The organism is Micromonospora sp. DT233, assembly GCF_049841815.1.
GTDB lineage: Bacteria > Actinomycetota > Actinomycetes > Mycobacteriales > Micromonosporaceae > Micromonospora.
Genome location: NZ_JBNCLB010000002.1, coordinates 311,826 through 329,655, shown reverse-complemented (window position 1 = coordinate 329,655; position 17,830 = coordinate 311,826). Strand labels below are relative to the sequence as shown.

Below are 17,830 nucleotides of genomic sequence, written 5' to 3'. Positions count from 1 at the left end.
GTGGCCGGTGGGGTGGTGCACGAGGCGGCCAGCAACAACGGCTGGCGCAACCTCAACTCCGGCATCTCGGGGGTCAGCCCCAACGCCCTGGCGGCGGTCAACCTCAACGGCGTGAAGATCGTCTACACGGTGGTCGGCGGGACGGTGCACGAGGCGGCCAGCAACAACGGCTGGCGGAACCTGAACACCGCCATCTCCGGGATCAGCCCCAACGCTCTGGCCGCGATCGTCGTCGACGGCGTGAAGCACGTCTACACGGTGGCCGGTGGGGTGGTGCACGAGGCGGCCAGCAACAACGGCTGGCGCAACCTCAACTCCGGCATCTCGGGGGTCAGCGCCGACGCCCTGGCGGCGGTCAACCTCAACGGCGTGAAGATCGTCTACACGGTGGCCGGTGGGGTGGTGCACGAGGCGGCCAGCAACAACGGCTGGCGCAACCTCAGCTCCGGGGTCCGAGGCACCGCCGTCTCGGCGACGACCCTCAGCGGAGGGAAGCTCCTGTACACCGTCTGACGGCCCCACCGACGCGGCGGAGGCCGCCCCCGGCCCGGGGGGCGGCCTCCGTCGTGCTCGCCGTGCGACCGGCCGACCGTACGGGGAGCTGACCTACGGCTTCCAGGCCCCGGCGGCGCGCAGCTTGTGCCGGTACTCCAGCGAACCGTTCTTGTCGGACACGTCGAAGGTGACGCTGCCCGTGCGGGTGGTGCCCTCCGGCAGGTTGACGCCCGAGGCGAGCAGGTCGCCGCAGCCGGCGAACGCGCCCGCGATCCCGTTCGTGGTGGTGCCGTCGTCGGCCACCCAGTTGAAGTAGAACGGGTTGATCGACATGTTGCCCTTCTGCACCGTCGCGGTGACGTCCGCGATCAGGTACATCCCCTTCTTGGGGTCGGGCGAGTACGACTTGCAGCCCTTGGTCGAGGTGCGGAACTGCGTAACCTTGATCGCCAGGGTGCCGTCCGGCTCGTTGATGGTCAGGGTGTCACCGGCCGACAGGTTGAAGTTCTGGCCGCTGGGGTTCGACGAGGACGTCGGCCGGGTGTCCGGCGCGGACGTCGGCAGGGGGACCTGGCTGATCTCCTTCGCCGTGCGGTTGACGCCGCTGACCAGCGCCACGATGCCGCCGATGCAGCAGATCAGCGCGACCACCGCCACGATGGCGACGATGATGATGACCGGCTTCGCGCCGCTCTTCGCCGGTGCTGGGGTGAACCCGTAGCCGGGGCCGGCCGGCGGGTATCCGCCGCCACCCGGCGGCGGCGGGTACGGCCCACCCGAGGTGGGCGGGTAGGGCTGCTGGTATCCCTGATCCGGGGCGGGGGGCGCCGAGAACTGGCCCGGCTGGTACGCCGGGTCCGGGCCGGGCTGCGGCGGCTGGTAGGGGGAGCCGGACGTGGGCTGGTACGGCGCGCCGGAGACCGGCGGCGGAGGGTACTGGGCGCCGAAGGCGGGCGGCTGCGGCATCGCCTGCGGCTGCGGCATCGGCGGCGGGGGCGGGGGCGGAGCCGTCGGGTCGGCCGGCCACTGTGGTGCCGGCGGCTCCTGGTTCGGTCGGTATGGGTCCTGCGACCCGTATGGATCCTGGGGGTGGCTCACCGTACTCCTTGGCACCTGGTCCTGGTCTCGAACACGACGACCTGACGGTATCGCCCCGGGTAAAATCCCGAGTCCGCGTGTCGTCTCAGCGCGGTAACAGGACGGCGGCGGTGCGTACCAGGTCGCCGTCGACCGCGAACCGGCCGGTGATCGTCGCGGGTGGATCGGGCACCGGGGCCGCCGCCAGCCGGGCGGGGCTGATCCGGGCCGTGAACAGCCCCGATTCCGGATCCAGCGTGACCCGGGCGTCGAGGAAGTCGAGCCAGGTGCCGACGACCGGATGCCAGACCTTGTAGATGGTCTCCTTGGCGCTGAAGAGCACCACCGGCCAGGAGACGCCGGTCGGCAGCCGGGCGCAGTCGTCCCACTCCTCGGGCAGGCCGATCAGCCGGCGTACCCCGTCGTTGAGCTCCCGGTGCCCCTCGGCGTCCATCCCGACCGACCGGACCCGGTCGGCGCGGGCCGCGGCGGCGGCGCAGTAACCGGGGGTGTGGGTGATCGTGCCGACCACCCCGGGCGGCCAGACCGGGGCGCGGTCCGGCGCGGAGGGCACCGCGACGGCCGGCACCCCCAGCCGGGTGAGCGCCCGGCGGGCACAGACCCGCCCGGCGGTGAAGTCGCGGCGGCGGCTCTGCACGGCCCGCTCGCCGAGGCAGGCCCGCTCCTCGGGCAGCAGCTCACCGGCCCAGTCGTCGGCCTCGGCGACGGCCACCGCGACCTCGGCGGGCAGCAGGTCACGCATTCCCGCCCCCCGCGCCCGAAGTGCTCATCGGTGCCGAACGTACCGCACCGGGCGACGCCGGAGAATCCCCCGGCCGCCCCGCTCCCGGCCGCCCCCGAGAACGAGACGGAGGCGGCCGGGGTGGCGGGTCAGGGGCGGCGGGGACGGCGGGTCAGGGCGAAGCCGACCACGCCGGCCAGCGCCGCCAGCACGCCGCCGATCGTGGTCCAGATCCAGCGCGACGAGAGGTCGGGCAGCCACCCGGCGAGCAGCCCCTCGTCGTCCTCCTCGGCCGGCGCCGCCGCCGGCTCCCCGGTCAGCACCGTCCCGGCCTTGGTGTTCGGCACCAGCGGCGCCTTCAGCTCCCCGTCGTCGGCCGGGGCGTCGCCGTCGCCGACCTCGGAGACCAGCAGGTCCACGTCGATCGGCAGGCCGAGGTCCCGCTCCGGCAGTTCCACCACGGAGAGCCGGACGTAGTACGTGCCGGGCAGCGGGTCGGCCGACCACGGCTCCGCCCACGACCGCACCTGACGCAGCGCGCAGCCGAGCGGGACGCTGGTCGCCGACGCGGCGGCGGTCGGGGTCTGCGCCCCCGCCGTGCAGGCCTGCCGGCGGCGCAGCCCGTCGAAGACCTCGACGGTCCAGGTCGACGCGCCGGTGCGGCCCTTCGGGAAGGTGACCGTGGCGGTGACCTCGTGGCGCTGCCCGGCGCGGGCCGGGAAGGACCAGTACAGGTAGTCGCCGGTCGACCCGCCGACCCGCACCGGCTGCCCGGCGGCGATCCCGGTGGCGGTCAGGAACGAGGTGCCGGCCTTGGTGACGGTGGCGGCACCGGGGGAGGGGGTGGGCGCGGCGAGCGCGCCCCGGGCCGCCGCCGGCTGGGCCGGCAGGCCCAGGGCAGCGGTGGTCGGCAGGGTCAGCGCGGCGGCGGCGGCCAGCGCCGCCCCCGACCGGATCGATGGGGTACGCATCGTCAGTTCTCCCTCCAGGTGGCGACCCACCAGCGGGTGAGCAGCCCGGCGAGCAGGCCGGTGAGCAGGCCGGCGAGGGTCAGCAGCACCAGCAGCACCCAGCCCCGGCCCAGGTCGGGCCCGGCCGGGGCCGGCGACGAGGCCACCACGTCGACGGTCAGCTCGATCGGCATGCCCGGGTCGGCGCGGGTGCCGGGGCGGGGCGCGAAGGCGTTGCTGACCACCAGACAGACCGTGGTCGGCGCGGCGCTCGCGTCGCCCGGCACCGGGGTCGGCGTCTCCCCGTCACCGTCGGAGTCGTCGCCGTCGGTTGCGTCGGCGGCGGCCGACCAGCGCAGGCCGGCGGAGACCACGTCGGTGCGGCCGCTGCCGGCGTCGACGCCCCGGACCAGTTCCCGGCCGTCCGGGGCGGTGGCCCGCAGCAGCACCCCGTGGTCGGGGTTGACCGGGCGGTCCAGCGCGATGCTCACCGAGGCCCGCAGCTCCTGCCCGGCCCGCACCGGCACCCGGTACCAGCGGTGCTCCGAGAACTTCTCCCGGTCGGTGTAGACGCCGGGGGCCAGCAGCGGCGCGTCCGGGCAGCGGGCGGTGCCGCCCACCACGGCCGGGGCGGCGGTGTACGTGTCCCGGGCCCGGTCCACGAGCTGCTTGAGCCGGCCGGTCAACTCGTCGGCGCTCTGCGCGGCCGTGTACGTCCCGCCGGTCGCGTTGGCGATGCAGAGCAGCTGCCGGCGTACCTTCTCGTCGGGGGCGAGGCCGAGGGTGTCCACCACCAGCTTGGTGCCCTGCGCGGCCAGTTCCCGGGCCACCTCGCACGGGTCCGGCGGGGCGCAGGTGTCCTCGCCGTCGGTGATCAGCACGATCCGGCGGGCGGTGGCGCCGGTCCCCAGGTCCCGGGCGGCCGAGCGCAGCGCCAGCCCGACCGGGGTGAACCCGGTGGGCCGCAGCGTCGCCACGGCGGCCTTGGCCCCGGTGCGGTCCACCGGGCCGACCGGCACGATCTGCTGGGTGTCCTGGCAGCCGACCTTCTTGTCCTTGCCCCGATAGGTGGCACCGAGGACCCGGATACCGAGCTGGGTCTGCTCGGGCAGCGCGTCCACCACCTCGTGGAACGCCTGCTGCGCCACCTCGATGCGGCTGCGCCCGTCGATGTCCCGGGCCCGCATCGAGCCGCTGACGTCGAGCACCAGCTCGACCCGGGGCGGCTCGGCGGCGGTCTCCTCGTCGGCCCGCGCGGGCGCGGGCCCGCCCACCGCGAGCACGGGGCCGAGCAGGACGCCCACCGCCAGCAGCCCACGAAGGACGGTCGTCGATCGTCTTATGTTGATCACCGGGGGAGTGTAGTGAGATCCACTCCGGAGGGCCGTGCGCCCCCGGAGCCGGGTGCTTCCCGCAGCTCAGCCGGGGTCGTCTCCGGCCGTGAACCCTGAGGCGGAAGTGGGTACGGTCGGAAATCTGACCCGAGGCCAGCCGTTGTGCCGGTGCTGGAGGGTGGTTAAGCTCTGTCTTGCGCGCCCCAATCGCCCGCTTCCCCCGTGGCAGGCGATCGGGGCGCGCGCCTTCGTATCCGGGCCGCCCGCGCCCCGGGCCGGCCTTCGCGCCCCGGGCCGGCCTTCGCGCCCCGGGCCGGCCTTCGCGCCCCGGGCCGGCCTTCGCGCCCCGGGCCGGCCCCCGCGTCCGGGCCGGCCCCGGCTCCGCGGGCCGGCCGGCCGCCGCCGTCAGATCCAGCGGCCCTCCAGCCACATCCGGGCCGACCACTCCGCGTACGGCAGCAGCTTGCCCACGAAGATCGGGTAGAAGTACGCGAAGCAGAGCGCCACCAACAGCACGTACGCGCCGATCACGAACGCGCCGATCAGCCGGCGGTCGTCGGCGTCCTCGTCCGTCGCGGCGGACGGCTGCCCGAGCGGCGGGGCGGCGCCGGCGCGGGCCGGGGCGGCGATCGCGCCCAGCACGTAGACCACCGCCAGCACCAGGAACGGCAGGGCCGGCGCGGCGTAGAACGAGAACATCGTCCGCCCGTCGAGGGCGTACCAGAACCAGGGCAGCAGGCCGGCGGCCACGCAGAGCAGGATCGCCCCGGCCCGCCAGTCCCGCCGGGCCAGGCCGATCCAGGCCGCCCCGGCCAGGGCGGGCAGGAACGACCACCACAGCAGCGGCGTGCCGAGCAGCAGGATCTCCTCCGCGCAGCTCGGTGCGCCGCAGCCACCGTCCCCGGTCCAGTGGAAGGCCACCGGCCGGCCGAGCAGCAGCCACTGCCACGGCCAGGACTGGTACTTGTGCGCGTCGTCGAGCTGGGTGTGGAAGCCGTACGCGGCCTTGTGGTATTCCCAGAGGTTGTTCAGCGCCCCGACGATCGGGGTGTCGCTCAGGCCGGGCACGTTCGGGTACCGGGCGGCGAGGCGGTAGTAGCCGTCGTCGCCGAGCAGCCAGCCCGACCAGGTGGCCACGTAGGTGACGACCATGACCACCCCGGCCAGGACCAGCCACGGCAGCTCGTCGAGCAGGGCGTCGCGCCACGGCCGGCGTACCCCGGCGGAGCGGCGGACGCCGACCTCCCAGAGCAGGACCAGCAGCGCGAAGGCCGGCACGAAGTACAGCGCGCTCCACTTCACCGAGCAGGCGCAGCCGATCAGCACCGCGGCGGCCAGCCGCCACCAGGGCCAGTTGCGCCAGCCGCCGGCCGGCCGGCCGGCCCGACCGGGCGCGGTGGGATCGAGGCCGGCGTCCAGCTCCCGACGCCACCGCCGCCGCCGGGCGTCCCGGTCACAGACCAGGGCGCCGAACGCGGCCAGCACGAAGAGCAGCAGGAAGATGTCGAGCAGGGCGGTGCGGGAGAGCACCAGGTGGAAGCCGTCCAGGGCGAGCAGCAGCCCGGCGGCACAGCCCAGCGCGGTGGAGCGGAACAGCCGGCGGCCGATGCGGACCAGCAGCAGCACCGACAGGGTGCCGGCGATGGCGGCGGAGAAGCGCCAGCCGAACTCCGGCGCGGTGGTCATCAGGTGCCCCGGCACCGAGATGTTGTGCTCGGCGTCGGAGTAGCCGAACGCCCACTCGCCGAGGCCGATGAGCCACTTGCCCAGCGGCGGGTGCACCACGTACGACGGGCCGTTGTCCTTGTAGTTCCACTCGACGCCCTTGTCGATCAGGGCCCAGCCGTCGCGGGCGTAGTAGATCTCGTCGAAGATCTTGCCCTTGGGGTGGCTGAGGCCGACCAACCGCAGGATCGCCGCGATCGCCACCACGACGGCGGTGGCCAGCCACGAGTTGACGTCCAGCCGGGCGTCGACGGTGGCCAGGCGGCGTCGCACGACGGCGCGGATCCCGCCACCGTCGCCGCTGGTCGGCGGGGACCCCGACGTCTCCTCGGTCGCGTCGCCGGCCCCGGCGTGCTCCGATTCGGCTCGGTCCGCGCTCGCGCTCTGCGCTGTCGACGCACTCGTCACGAGCCGATCGTAGGCTGCGAAGGTGCCCGGTGGCGTCCGTCGCCGCCAATACTGGTACGGCTGTCGATGAAGGAGTACGTCACGTGGGTGAAATGTCCGAGGTTGGCCGCCTGATTCTCCTCGGCGCACCGCTGGGCAACCCGGCCGACGCCTCGACCCGGTTCCGCGAGGTGCTCGCCGCCGCCGACGTGGTCGCCGCCGAGGACACCCGGCGGCTGACCCGGCTGACCCGGGACCTCGGCGTCGAGGTGCCCGGCCGGATCGTCTCCTACTTCGAGGGCAACGAGGAGCGCCGCACCCCGGAGCTGGTCGACGTGCTGCGCGAGGGCTACGTCGTCGCCCTGGTCACCGACGGCGGGATGCCCAGCGTCTCCGACCCCGGGTACCGGCTGGTCCGGGGCGCCCTGGACGCCGGGGTGCCGGTCACCGCCGCCCCCGGCCCGAGCGCCGTCACCACCGCCCTGGCCCTCTCCGGCCTGCCCAGCGACCGCTTCTGCTTCGAGGGCTTCCTGCCCCGCACGCCCGGCGCCCGGCGCGCCCGGCTGCGCGCCCTGGCCGCCGAGGAGCGGACCCTGGTCCTCTTCGAGGCCCCGCACCGGATCACCTCGGCGCTGGCCGACCTGGCCGCCACGTTCGGCGCCGACCGGCCCGCCGCGCTCTGCCGGGAGCTGACGAAGACGTACGAGGAGGTGGTCCGCCGGCCGCTCGGCGAGCTGGCCACCTGGGCCGCCGACGGCGAGCCGCGCGGCGAGATCACCCTGGTGGTGGCCGGCGCGTCCCCGTCCGACGCCGAGCGCCCCGACGACGACACGCTGCGCGCGGCCGTCGCCGCCCGAGAGGCCGCCGGCCTCTCCCGCCGCGACGCAATAACCGAGGTCGCCACCGAGTACGCCCTACGCCGCCGCGACGTCTACAACGTGGTCCACGCCTAACCCCCCTGTCCCCCCCCTCCCCCCTCCCCCCTCCCCCCCTTCTCTCCCGGGTTGATCAAGAGGTTTGCGTCAACGAGGTGATCGTTTTTGACGCAAACCTCTTGATCAACCCGGCCTTGGTGGGGGTGGGGTGGGGTGGGGTGGGGTTACCAGGCGGTGGTTAGGAAGCCGGCGGTGATCAGGAGGGGGGCGGTCAGGGCGGCGGTTGTCGCCCAGCGGCGAGCTCGGCGGTCGGGGAGCAGGGTGGCACCCGTGGCGCGGGCGATGGCCACGCCGCACGCCAGCACCAGCAGCAGCCCCAGTGACCAGGACAGGTGACGGGCGGCGCCGGTTTCGGCGTACGCGGTGTCCGCCGTCGGCCCGGTCATCCGGGCCGGCAGGGTGGCACCGGTGGCGCTGCGCTCGGCGGGCACCCCGCTGATCCGTACCCCGAAGGCGACGAACCGGTCGCCGTCGGCGGTGAAGATCCCCCGGCAGCGCTGGCTCAGCCCGCCGCCGGTGCACTCGCCGACCACCGCCGTACCGGCGCTGCCGTGCCCGAGCGCCACCCAGAACGGGCCGGCGCTGACCCAGGCGAAGAACGCGGCGAGCAGGCTCAGCGCCAGCAGCGCGGTCAGCCCCTGCCACGGCTGCGGCGGGTGGGTGGTGCGTCGAGCGCGCCCGGCGGGCCCCCGGTCGGCGGCGCGGCGGCGCAGCCGGGACCGCTGGCCGTGCTCCTCGCGCAGCGGCGTGCCGTCCCAGTGCACCTCCTCGATCGGGGCCCAGAACAGCCCGTCGTCGTCGCCCGACTCGCCCGATTCGACCCCTGTTGCCGGGCCTAGCCGGCTGCCGGCCTGCCGCATCGGGACCCGGCGGGGCACGGCGTCGACCGGTGCTCCGGTGGTCGGCTCCACCTCCGCCGACCGGTCGGGGCGGCCGGTCGGCTGCGCCGGCACTGCGACGGGTTCCGCCAGGGCGGCCGGTGCTGGTGGCGCGGTCGGCCTTGGTGGCGCGGCCGATCCTGGTGGCGTGGCCGATCTTGGTGGCGTGGCCGATCTTGGTGGTGTGGCCGGTCTTGGTGGCGCGGCCGGGTCGGTGGCCGGGCCGGTGCGGGGGTGTGGCGTGGTCGGGTCGGCCCGGGGCGGCGGGCCGGTGCGGGGGTGTGGCGTGGTCGGGTCGGCACGGGGCGGCGGGCCGGGCGAGCCGGCGCCGACCGTTGGCCCGGTGGGCTGCTCCTCATGTCCCGAGGCGGCTCTTCTGCCAATCACGGGGTCCATTGGACACCGGCACGGGAGGGTGGCCGGGCAGCTCAGGCCGCGTGTCGGCGACAAATCGGGCGAGCGGTCGGCGGCGGCTACCGCCACAGTCCCGGCCGTCGGTCAACCAGGGCCCCGGTATGCGGCATACTGCGATCCCCATACGCCGGGACACCCCAACCTCCCGCACCTTAAGCCAACCTCGCCTTTCCCGGCCGCCCCCGCCGCCCCCGCGCCGTGCCGCCGCCCCCGCCGCCCCCGCCGCCCCGGCGCCGTGCCGCCGCCCCCGCCGCCCCCGCGCCGTGCCGCCGCGCCGATCATGGAGTTGTGGTGGGGAATAAAAGCGGCAAAACCCTCTTTTCGGGCACCATGAGTCCATGATCGGCGTGCTGAGGGCGCGCCAGCGCGGCGAACGGCGGAGATCTTGGTGCCAAAGGGCCCCTGGAGGGGGCGGAATTCACCAAGATCTCTTTGTTGTCCCGTGAGGTGGGAGTGAATGTTCAGGATTTGGGAGGGTGTGCGGCTCGGGTCCGTGGCTCGTTGGCGGGGACCGGCTTTCGCCGCCGCGTCGATCAGGCGGTGCTCGCGAGGCGAGGGAAGGGGGGCGCCTTCGGCGAGGCGAGCGGGGTGGCCACGGCGGGCGCGTTCCGCCGCAAGCGGGCTATTGGTTCGCGGTCGGCCCGCCACGGTCACTAGGCTTGCTGGTCATGAGTCACGTTCTCGCGGCGGTAGCCTGGCCGTACGCCAACGGCCCGCGCCACATCGGCCACGTCTCCGGTTTCGGCGTTCCCTCCGACGTCTTCGCCCGGTACATGCGGATGGCCGGCCACGACGTGCTCATGGTCTCGGGCACCGACGAGCACGGCACCCCGATCCAGGTGCAGGCCGACGCCGAGGGGCTCAAGCCCCGCGAGCTGGCCGACCGGTACAACCGGGTGATCGCCGAGGACCTGCAGGCGCTCGGGCTGTCGTACGACCTGTTCACCCGCACCACCACCGGCAACCACTACGCGGTGGTGCAGGAGCTCTTCGCCGGGCTGCACCGCAACGGCTACATCGTCCCCAAGGCCACCGTGGGCGCGATCTCCCCGTCGACCGGCCGGACGCTGCCCGACCGGTACATCGAGGGCACCTGCCCGATCTGCGGGTACGACAGCGCCCGCGGCGACCAGTGCGACAACTGCGGCAACCAGCTCGACCCGGCCGACCTGATCGACCCGAAGTCGAAGATCAACGGCGAGACGCCGGCGTTCGTCGAGACCGAGCACTTCTTCCTCGACCTGCCCGCCCTGGCCGACGCGCTGCGGCAGTGGCTCGACGCCCGCGAGGGCTGGCGGCCCAACGTGCTGCGTTTCTCCCGCAACCTCCTCGACGACCTCCAGCCCCGGGCCATCACCCGGGACCTGGAGTGGGGGGTGCCGATCCCCCTCGACGGCTGGCAGGACCGCACCGACAAGCGGATCTACGTCTGGTTCGACGCGGTCATCGGCTACCTCTCCGCCTCCATCGAGTGGGCCCGCCGCAGCGGCGACCCCGAGGCCTGGCGCAAGTGGTGGTCCGCCGACGCCGAGGGCAAGGACGCGCGCAGCTACTACTTCATGGGCAAGGACAACATCGTCTTCCACTCGGTGATCTGGCCGGCGCTGCTCAGCGGCTACTCCGGCGCGGGCGACCGCGACGGCCAGCCCGGCGCGCTGGGCCGGCTCAACCTTCCTACCGAGGTGGTCTCCAGCGAGTACCTGACCATGGAGGGGCGCAAGTTCTCCTCCTCCCGCAAGGTCGTCATCTACGTCCGGGACTTCCTGGAGCGCTACGACGCCGACGCGCTGCGCTACTTCATCGCCGCGGCCGGCCCGGAGAGCAACGACACCGACTTCACCTGGGCCGAGTTCCTCCGCCGCAACAACGACGAGCTGGTCGCCGGCTGGGGCAACCTGGTCAACCGGTCGGTGTCGATGGCGGCGAAGAACTTCGGCGCGGTCCCGCCGGTCGACCCGGCCGGGCTCACCGAGGCCGACGAGGCGCTGCTGGCCACCGCCCGCGCCGGTTTCGACACCGTCGGCGACCTGATCGCCCGGCACCGGCAGAAGCAGGCCATCGGCGAGGCGATGCGGGTCGTGGCCGAGGCCAACAAGTACCTTTCCGACCAGGCGCCCTGGAAGCTCAAGGGCGAGGCCGACAAGCCCCGGATGGGTACGATCCTGCACGTCGCCCTCCAGGTGATCAGCGACGCGAACACCCTGCTCACCCCGTTCCTGCCGCACTCCGCGCAGCAGATCCACGAGCTGCTCGGCGGCACCGGGGTGCACGCGCCGATGCCGGTGATCGTGGAGGTCGACGACCTCGACGAGGGGCCGGCGTACCCGGTGCTGACCGGGAACTACACCGTCGGGGCACGCTGGGAGTCGGTGCCGATCGAGGCGGGCCGGCCGCTGGCCGCGCCGAAGCCGGTCTTCCGCAAGCTCGACCCGTCGATCGTCGAGGAGGAGCTGGCCCGGCTCGCCGACTGACCGATCCAGCTCCTCGTCGACCGACCGACCCCGGCGGCGGCCCGGCTCAGCGCCGGGCCATCGCCGGGGCGACGACGAACTCCAGGATCGCCCGGTTCACCTCGTTGGCATTGGTCCACGGGATGCCGTGCGGGGCCCCGGCCAGCGTCACCAGCCGGCTGTCGGCCAGCAGCGGCTGCAACCGCTGCCCGGTCACCGCGTACGGCAGCACCCGGTCCTGGTCGCCCTGCACGATCAGCACGGGCACGTCGATGCGGGGCAGGTCGGCGCGGAAGTCGGTCAGCCAGGCGTCCACGCACTGGTACGTGGCGATCGCCGAGGCCCGCGCCCCGATCTGCCAGTGCGCCCGGTACGCCTCCTCGCTGACCAGCTTGCCCCGGTTGTCGGCGAAGTTGAAGAAGTTGTCGCAGAAGCTGGTGAGGAACGCGAACCGGTCGGCGAGGATCGCCTGCTGGAACCCGTCGAACAACGCCCGGTCCACCCCCTCCGGGTTGTCCGGGGTCTTCAGCAGGAACGGCGCGAGCGGGCACAACAGCACCGCCCGGTCCACCCGATCCGACCCGTACGCGCCGAGGTAGCGGGTCACCTCCCCGGTGCCCATCGAGTGACCCACCAGGATCACGTCGCGCAGGTCCAGCTCGGTCAGCAGCACGTCCAGGTCGGCGGCGAGCGTGTCGTAGTCGTACCCGGCGGCCGGCTGGCCGGAATTGCCGAAGCCGCGCCGGTCGTACGTGATGGTCCGGTACCCGGCGGCCAGCAGCGCGTTGGTCTGTTTCTCCCAGGTCGCCCCGTTGAACGGGTAACCGTGGATCAGCACCACGGGCTGACCGGCGCCGTGATCCTCGTAGTACAGGTCGATGGGCGCGGAGTTCTCCGCGCCGACGGTGACGAAGGGCATGTCATCTCCCGGACGGGGTCGGGTCGTGGGACCCGCCGCGCTTTCCCGGGGCGGTAGCCGATATGCGTACCCGGGCGCAGGTGGCGGGCGGCGGACCGGGCCGACCGGCGGTGTGTGATGCTGGCGGCGATGACCGAGCCGACTGAGTCCCGCCGGCAGCGGGCCGACCGCCGGGCCGGGGAGTTCCCGCCCGCGCCCGAGCCGCTGCCCCGCCCCGTGCCGGACAGCCACACCCACCTGGACATCACCGTCAGCGAGGCCGGCGCACCCGCCGGCGGGGCGGGCGGCAACGCCACCGCCGACGACCCGGTCGCCGCGGCCGTCGCGGTGGCCGCCGCCGCCGGGGTGGACCGGCTCGTCCAGGTCGGGGTGGACGTGGCCTCCTCGCAATGGAGCGCCGACGCGGCCGACCGGTACCCGGCGGTGCTGGCCACCGTCGCCCTGCACCCCAACGAGGCACCCCGGCTGGCCGACCTCGACGAGGCGCTGCGGTGCATCGAGGCGCTCGCCGGCCGGGACCGGGTGCGCGGCATCGGCGAGACCGGGATGGACTTCTTCCGCACCGGCGACGAGGGCCGGGCCGCCCAGGAGGAGAGCTTCCGGGCGCACATCGCCATCGCCAAGCGGCACGGCAAGGCCCTGGTCGTCCACGACCGGGACGCCCACGCCGACGTGCTGCGCATCCTCGACGACGAGGGCGCCCCGGAGACCGTCGTGCTGCACTGCTTCTCCGGCGACGCCGACTTCGCCGCCGAGTGCGTCCGCCGGGGGTACCTGCTCAGCTTCGCCGGCACCGTCACCTTCGCCAACGCCACCGCGCTGCGCGCGGCCGCCGCGCTCACCCCGGCCGAGCAACTGCTGGTGGAGACCGACGCCCCGTACCTGACGCCCGTCCCGCACCGGGGCCGGCCCAACGCGTCGTACCTGATCCCGGTCACCGTCCGGGCGCTGGCCGCGACCACCGGCACGGACCTCGACGAGCTCTGCGCCGCGCTGTCGGCCAACGGCGAACGCGCCTTCGGCCCGTGGTGAACACCGGCCTGCTCGGCCCGGCGGAGATCCGGGAACTCGCCGCCCGCCTCGGCGTGCAGCCGACGAAGAAGCTCGGCCAGAACTTCGTGCACGACCCGAACACCGTCCGCCGGATCGTCGCCACCGCCGGCCTGACCGGCGACGACGTGGCCCTGGAGGTGGGCCCCGGCCTCGGCTCGCTCACCCTGGCCCTGCTGCCGGTCGCCGCGCACACCCACGCCGTCGAGATCGACCCGACGCTGGCCGCCGCGCTGCCGCAGACCGCCGCCCGGTACGCCGCCCCGCACGCCGACCGGCTCACCGTGCACCGCGCCGACGCGCTGCGCGTCACCGCCGCCGAGCTGGGCGAGCCGGCGCCGACCGCGCTGGTGGCGAACCTGCCGTACAACGTGGCCGTGCCGGTGGTGCTGCACCTGCTGGCCGAGCTGCCCACCCTGCGCAGCGGCCTGGTGATGGTGCAGAAGGAGGTCGCCGACCGCCTGGTCGCCGGCCCCGGCTCCAAGGTGTACGGCATCCCGTCGGTGAAGCTCGCCTGGTACGCCCAGGCCCGCGCCGCCGGCAAGGTGCCGCCCAACGTGTTCTGGCCGGTGCCCAACGTCGACTCCGGGCTGGTCGCCTTCACCCGCCGCGAGCCGCCCCGACCCGAGGTGCCCCGGAAGCGGGTCTTCGCCGTCGTCGACGCCGCGTTCGCGCAGCGCCGCAAGACCCTGCGGGCCGCCCTCGCCGGCTGGGCCGGCGGCGCGGACCGGGCCGCCGAGGCGCTGATCGCCGCCGGCGTCGACCCCGGAGCGCGGGGTGAGTCGCTCACCGTGGAGCAGTTCGCCGCCATCGCCGCGTCGGCCCCGACCGCCGCGCCGCCCGCGAAGTAGGCTGACGCCGTGCCCGCCGAGGAGCTGATCGTGACCGAGTCGTTCGACGCCCGCCCGCGCCCGTGGGGCGGCACCCGGTGACCGAGGCCTGGGAACCGGACGACGAGGACGACCCGCAGCGGCGCGGGGCCACCGGCCCCGTCCGGGTGCGGGTGCCCGCCAAGGTCAACCTGCATCTCGGGGTGGGCCCGCTGCGCCGCGACGGATACCACGAGCTGAACACCGTTTACCACGCCATCTCCATCTACGACGAGCTGACCGCCCGCCGGGGCGACACCCTCGCCCTGACCATGGAGGGGGAGGGCACCGGCGAGCTGGCCCTCGACGACACCAACCTGGCGATCCGGGCCGCCCGCGCGCTGGCTGCGTACGCCGGGGTGGCCCCGCATGCCCGGCTGCACCTGCGCAAGCAGATCCCGCTCGCCGGTGGGCTGGCCGGCGGCAGCGCCGACGCCGCCGCCGCGCTCGTCGCCTGCGACGCGCTCTGGGGCACCGGGCTGTCCCGCGACGAGCTCGCCGGGATCGCCGCCGACCTCGGCTCGGACGTGCCGTTTTTGATCCACGGCGGCACCGCGCTGGGCACCGGCCGGGGCGAGGCGGTCAGCCCCGTGCTGGCCCGCCCGACGTCCTGGCACTGGGTGGTCGCCGTCGCCGACGGCGGGCTCTCCACCCCCGCCGCCTACGCCGAGCTGGACCGGCTCCGCGCCGCTGGGGCCGCCGGGGCGCCGTTGGGCAGCACCGACGGGCTGCTGGCCGCGCTGCGCCAGCGCGACCCCCGGGTGCTCGCCGCCGCCCTCGGCAACGACCTGCAGGACGCCGCGCTGGCCATGCGCCCCTCCCTGGCCGCCACCCTCAAGGCCGGCGAGGCCGCCGGGGCGCTCGCCGGCATCGTCTCCGGCTCCGGGCCCACCTGCGTCTTCCTCGCCACCGACGCCGACGACGCCGAGCGGATCGCCGCCGAGCTGGAGGCCGCCGAGGTGTGCCGCGAGGCCCGCACCGCCCACGGTCCGGTCGCCGGGGCGCGGATCAGCTGACCCGCACGCCGGCCCCGCACGGGCCGGCTCAGACCGTCCGGGACGCGCGGTCGGCCCGATGATCCGCGCGGGGCCGGTTCCGGGTCCGCCGGGGGCATGGGGCGGCTCCGGCGTACGCCCGCCGGGGCGGCCCGGGGCGTCCGCGTACCCTTGGAGGCCAGGCGTCCCCAGGTGCCCGCCGGCACCGGGACGCCTTGATCATGGAAGGTGGGCCAGTGGCCAACATCGTCAACCTGGACCGGGTCTCCAAGGGGTACGGCGCGGCCGGGCAGTTGCTCACCGACGTCTCCCTCGGCCTCGACGACGCCGATCGGGTGGGTGTCGTCGGCCTCAACGGGGCCGGCAAGTCGACCCTGCTGCGGCTGCTCACCAAGCAGGAGGACCCGGACGACGGCCGGGTGACCCACCGCCGCGACCTGCGCGTGCTCTGGCTGCCGCAGGCCCTCACGCTGACCCCCGAGGCCACCGTCCGGGACGTGGTGCTCGGCACCGCCTGGCTCGGCGAGAGCATGGGCGCCGAGCACGAGTGGGCCGGCGACTCCGGGGTCCGCGCCATCCTCGACGGCCTCGGCATGCCCCACCTCGGCCTCGACCAACCCGTCGGGCCGATGTCCGGCGGCGAGCGCCGCCGGGTGGCGCTGGCCGCCCTGCTGGTCCGCGAGTCGGACCTGCTGATCCTCGACGAGCCCACCAACCACCTCGACGTCGGCGGCGTCGACTGGCTGGCGAAGTACCTGGTCACCCGCCGGGGCGCGCTCGTCGTGGTCACCCACGACCGGTGGTTCCTCGACGCGGTGTGCAGCGCCACCTGGGAGGTCGCCGACCAGACCGTCCGGGCGTACGAGGGCGGCTTCGCCGCCTGGACCCTGGCCCGCGTCGAACGGGACCGGGTCGCCGCCGCCACCGAGGCCCGCCGGCAGAACCTGCTCCGCAAGGAGATCGCCTGGCTGCGCCGGGGCCCGCCCGCCCGGACCTCCAAGCCCAGGTTCCGCATCGACGCCGCCAACGCGCTCATCGCCGACGTGCCGCCGGTGCGCGACACCACGTCGTTGCAGCGGATGGCCACCGCCCGGCTCGGCAAGCAGGTGTACGACCTGGAGGACGTCCGGCTGCTGGCCGGCCCGAAGGAGATCCTGCGCGACACCACCTGGCACGTCGGCCCCGGCGACCGGATCGCCATTCTCGGCCGCAACGGGGCCGGCAAGACCACCCTGCTGCGGCTGCTGGCCGGGATCACCCGTCCCGACGGCGGGCGGTTCGCCACCGGCTCCACCGTCAAGCCGGCGTTCCTGTCCCAGGAGCTGGCCGAGCTCCCGAGCCACCTGCGCGTCCTCGAAGCCGTCGAGGAGGTCGCCCGCCGGGTGCAGCTCGGCGACCGGGAGGTCTCCGCCGCCCAGCTCGCCGAGGTCTTCGGCTTCGACGACCGCCGGCTCTGGACCCCGGTCGGCGATCTCTCCGGCGGGGAGCGCCGCCGGTTGCAGATGCTGCGGCTGCTGGCCGGCGAGCCCAACGTGCTCCTCTTCGACGAACCCACCAACGACCTGGACACCGACACCCTGGCCGCGCTGGAGGACCTGCTCGACTCCTGGCCGGGCACCATCATCGTGGCCAGCCACGACCGGTACCTGATCGAGCGGGTCACCGAGACCGCGTACGGGATGTTCGGCGACGGCCGGCTCGTGCACCTGCCCGGCGGCGTCGACGAGTACCTGGCGCGGGCCGCGAACCAGCCGTCGGCGGCGGTGAGCGACACCTACACCGCCGCGACCGACGCCACCCCGGCGGCCGGCGGGATGTCCGCCGCCGAGGCCCGACAGGCGAAGAAGGAGCTCTCCCGGCTGGAACGCCAGATCGGCAAGCTCGACCAGCGGGAGGCCGCGCTGCTCGACCAGCTCGCCGCCAACGCCACCGACTACGCCAAGGTCGCCGAGCTCGACGCGCAGCTCAAGGACGTCCGGGCGGAACGGGAACAGGTGGAGGAGACCTGGATGGGCCTCGCCGAGCAGGTCCCCGGGAGCTGAGCCGGCCTCGGGTGGGGGGTGTGCGGCGTCACAGCCCGCCGTGCGGGACAATCGAAGGTGACGACCCCTCACCTAACCCGCACGGTCTTGGAGACTCAGACATGGCCCACACCCCCGTCAACCACCCCGCGCGGCCGATCTACCGGGCGATCGGCGGGCTCGTTGGTCTGTACTTCGTGGTCTTCGGAGTGCTCGGCGTCATCGCCAGCGCCGGCAACGACTTCTTTGCCCAGGATGACACGAAGGTGCTCGGCCAGGGGACGAATCTCGGATACTCGGCGCTGACCATCCTGCTCGGGGTGCTGATCCTGGCCGGCACCGCGATCGGCCGCAACATCGACGTCGCGATCAACCAGTGGCTGGCGTACGCGCTGCTCGTGCTCGGCCTCGCCGAGCTGGCCTTCCTGCAGACCGACGCCAACATCTTCAACTTCACGATCGTGACCGTCATCGTGGTGCTGACGCTCGCCCTGGTGCTGCTGATGGTCGGCATGTACGGCAAGGTCGGCAGCGAGGACGAGCAGGAGGCCTGGCAGAAGGCCCGCCTGGTCCTCTGACCCCGGGCGCC

Annotated in this window: 15 protein-coding genes; 8 read left to right on the top strand and 7 right to left on the bottom strand. The window is 74.3% G+C overall.

All coding sequences use genetic code 11. The features are described 5' to 3' along the window. The coding region (locus tag ACLQ2V_RS05615) for a hypothetical protein (RefSeq protein ID WP_425717280.1) at nt 1-513 on the top strand (513 nt) is incomplete at its 5' end. Nucleotides 514-606: 93 nt separating this feature from the next. Here ACLQ2V_RS05615 and ACLQ2V_RS05610 read toward each other — a convergent pair. The 5 genes from ACLQ2V_RS05610 to ACLQ2V_RS05590 form a co-directional block, all read right to left on the bottom strand. Continuing rightward, nucleotides 607-1,461 carry a hypothetical protein gene (locus ACLQ2V_RS05610; RefSeq protein WP_425717279.1) on the bottom strand — a complete coding sequence of 285 codons (855 nt, stop codon included), beginning with the start codon at nt 1,459-1,461 and terminating at the stop codon, nt 607-609. Between the two features lie 217 nt (nt 1,462-1,678). Beyond that, on the bottom strand, nt 1,679-2,335 hold the full coding sequence (locus ACLQ2V_RS05605; RefSeq protein WP_425717278.1) for a 4'-phosphopantetheinyl transferase family protein: 657 nt from the start codon (nt 2,333-2,335) through the stop codon (nt 1,679-1,681). Between the two features lie 128 nt (nt 2,336-2,463). After that, nucleotides 2,464-3,285 carry a peptidase gene (locus tag ACLQ2V_RS05600; protein ID WP_425717277.1) on the bottom strand — a complete coding sequence of 274 codons (822 nt, stop codon included), beginning with the start codon at nt 3,283-3,285 and terminating at the stop codon, nt 2,464-2,466. A 2-nt stretch (nt 3,286-3,287) separates the two neighbouring features. Next, the gene (locus ACLQ2V_RS05595) at nt 3,288-4,616 is read right to left on the bottom strand and encodes a VWA domain-containing protein (RefSeq protein WP_425717276.1); all 1,329 of its coding nucleotides are present in this window, start codon (nt 4,614-4,616) and stop codon (nt 3,288-3,290) included. A 387-nt stretch (nt 4,617-5,003) separates the two neighbouring features. Then, nucleotides 5,004-6,731: a dolichyl-phosphate-mannose--protein mannosyltransferase gene (locus ACLQ2V_RS05590; RefSeq protein ID WP_425717275.1), complete on the bottom strand. Its 1,728-nt coding sequence runs from the start codon at nt 6,729-6,731 to the stop codon at nt 5,004-5,006. Nucleotides 6,732-6,823: 92 nt separating this feature from the next. Here ACLQ2V_RS05590 and rsmI point away from each other — a divergent pair, with 92 nt between their 5' ends. Beyond that, nucleotides 6,824-7,663: a 16S rRNA (cytidine(1402)-2'-O)-methyltransferase gene (rsmI, locus tag ACLQ2V_RS05585; protein WP_425717735.1), complete on the top strand. Its 840-nt coding sequence runs from the start codon at nt 6,824-6,826 to the stop codon at nt 7,661-7,663. A 146-nt stretch (nt 7,664-7,809) separates the two neighbouring features. Here rsmI and ACLQ2V_RS05580 read toward each other — a convergent pair whose 3' ends face one another. Then, nucleotides 7,810-8,598 (bottom strand): hypothetical protein, encoded by a 789-nt coding sequence (locus ACLQ2V_RS05580; protein WP_425717274.1) that lies wholly within the window; start codon nt 8,596-8,598, stop codon nt 7,810-7,812. 1,007 nt (nt 8,599-9,605) lie between these two features. Here ACLQ2V_RS05580 and metG point away from each other — a divergent pair. Beyond that, on the top strand, nt 9,606-11,408 hold the full coding sequence (gene metG, locus ACLQ2V_RS05575) for a methionine--tRNA ligase (RefSeq protein WP_425717273.1): 1,803 nt from the start codon (nt 9,606-9,608) through the stop codon (nt 11,406-11,408). A gap of 46 nt (nt 11,409-11,454) precedes the next feature. On the opposite strand, the gene ACLQ2V_RS05570 is transcribed toward metG, so the two are convergent. Continuing rightward, nucleotides 11,455-12,306, bottom strand: a complete 852-nt coding sequence (locus ACLQ2V_RS05570; protein ID WP_425717272.1) for an alpha/beta fold hydrolase — start codon at nt 12,304-12,306, stop codon at nt 11,455-11,457. A gap of 117 nt (nt 12,307-12,423) precedes the next feature. On the opposite strand from ACLQ2V_RS05570, the gene ACLQ2V_RS05565 reads away from it, so the two are divergent. The 5 genes from ACLQ2V_RS05565 to ACLQ2V_RS05545 all read left to right on the top strand — a co-directional run bounded on the left by ACLQ2V_RS05565 (nt 12,424) and on the right by ACLQ2V_RS05545 (nt 17,819). Continuing rightward, a complete protein-coding gene (locus ACLQ2V_RS05565; protein WP_425717271.1) occupies nt 12,424-13,338 on the top strand; it encodes a TatD family hydrolase in 915 nt (304 codons plus the stop codon). Next, entirely contained in the window at nt 13,335-14,207 is an 873-nt protein-coding gene (gene rsmA / locus ACLQ2V_RS05560; RefSeq protein WP_425717734.1) for a 16S rRNA (adenine(1518)-N(6)/adenine(1519)-N(6))-dimethyltransferase RsmA, read from the top strand. The genes ACLQ2V_RS05565 and rsmA overlap by 4 nt, the downstream gene beginning before the upstream one ends. A gap of 77 nt (nt 14,208-14,284) precedes the next feature. Continuing rightward, nucleotides 14,285-15,241, top strand: coding sequence for a 4-(cytidine 5'-diphospho)-2-C-methyl-D-erythritol kinase (locus ACLQ2V_RS05555; protein WP_425717270.1), 957 nt, complete (start codon nt 14,285-14,287; stop codon nt 15,239-15,241). Nucleotides 15,242-15,456: 215 nt separating this feature from the next. Then, complete coding sequence (locus ACLQ2V_RS05550) at nt 15,457-17,262, top strand: ABC-F family ATP-binding cassette domain-containing protein (RefSeq protein WP_425717269.1); 1,806 nt, start codon at nt 15,457-15,459, stop codon at nt 17,260-17,262. A gap of 101 nt (nt 17,263-17,363) precedes the next feature. Then, nucleotides 17,364-17,819, top strand: a complete 456-nt coding sequence (locus ACLQ2V_RS05545) for a DUF4383 domain-containing protein (protein ID WP_425717268.1) — start codon at nt 17,364-17,366, stop codon at nt 17,817-17,819. The last annotated feature ends 11 nt before the right edge of the window (nt 17,820-17,830 follow it).

Excerpts from the sequence above, each read along its gene's own strand:
- ACLQ2V_RS05570 (WP_425717272.1), bottom strand. The coding sequence starts at position 12,306 with ATGCCCTTCGTCACCGTCGGCGCGGAGAACTCCGCGCCCATCGACCTG.
- rsmI (WP_425717735.1), top strand. The coding sequence starts at position 6,824 with ATGTCCGAGGTTGGCCGCCTGATTCTCCTCGGCGCACCGCTGGGCAAC.
- ACLQ2V_RS05565 (WP_425717271.1), top strand. The coding sequence starts at position 12,424 with ATGCTGGCGGCGATGACCGAGCCGACTGAGTCCCGCCGGCAGCGGGCC.
- ACLQ2V_RS05605 (WP_425717278.1), bottom strand. The coding sequence starts at position 2,335 with ATGCGTGACCTGCTGCCCGCCGAGGTCGCGGTGGCCGTCGCCGAGGCC.
- ACLQ2V_RS05610 (WP_425717279.1), bottom strand. The coding sequence starts at position 1,461 with ATGCCGCAGCCGCCCGCCTTCGGCGCCCAGTACCCTCCGCCGCCGGTC.
- ACLQ2V_RS05600 (WP_425717277.1), bottom strand. The coding sequence starts at position 3,285 with ATGCGTACCCCATCGATCCGGTCGGGGGCGGCGCTGGCCGCCGCCGCC.
- metG (WP_425717273.1), top strand. The coding sequence starts at position 9,606 with ATGAGTCACGTTCTCGCGGCGGTAGCCTGGCCGTACGCCAACGGCCCG.
- ACLQ2V_RS05545 (WP_425717268.1), top strand. The coding sequence starts at position 17,364 with ATGGCCCACACCCCCGTCAACCACCCCGCGCGGCCGATCTACCGGGCG.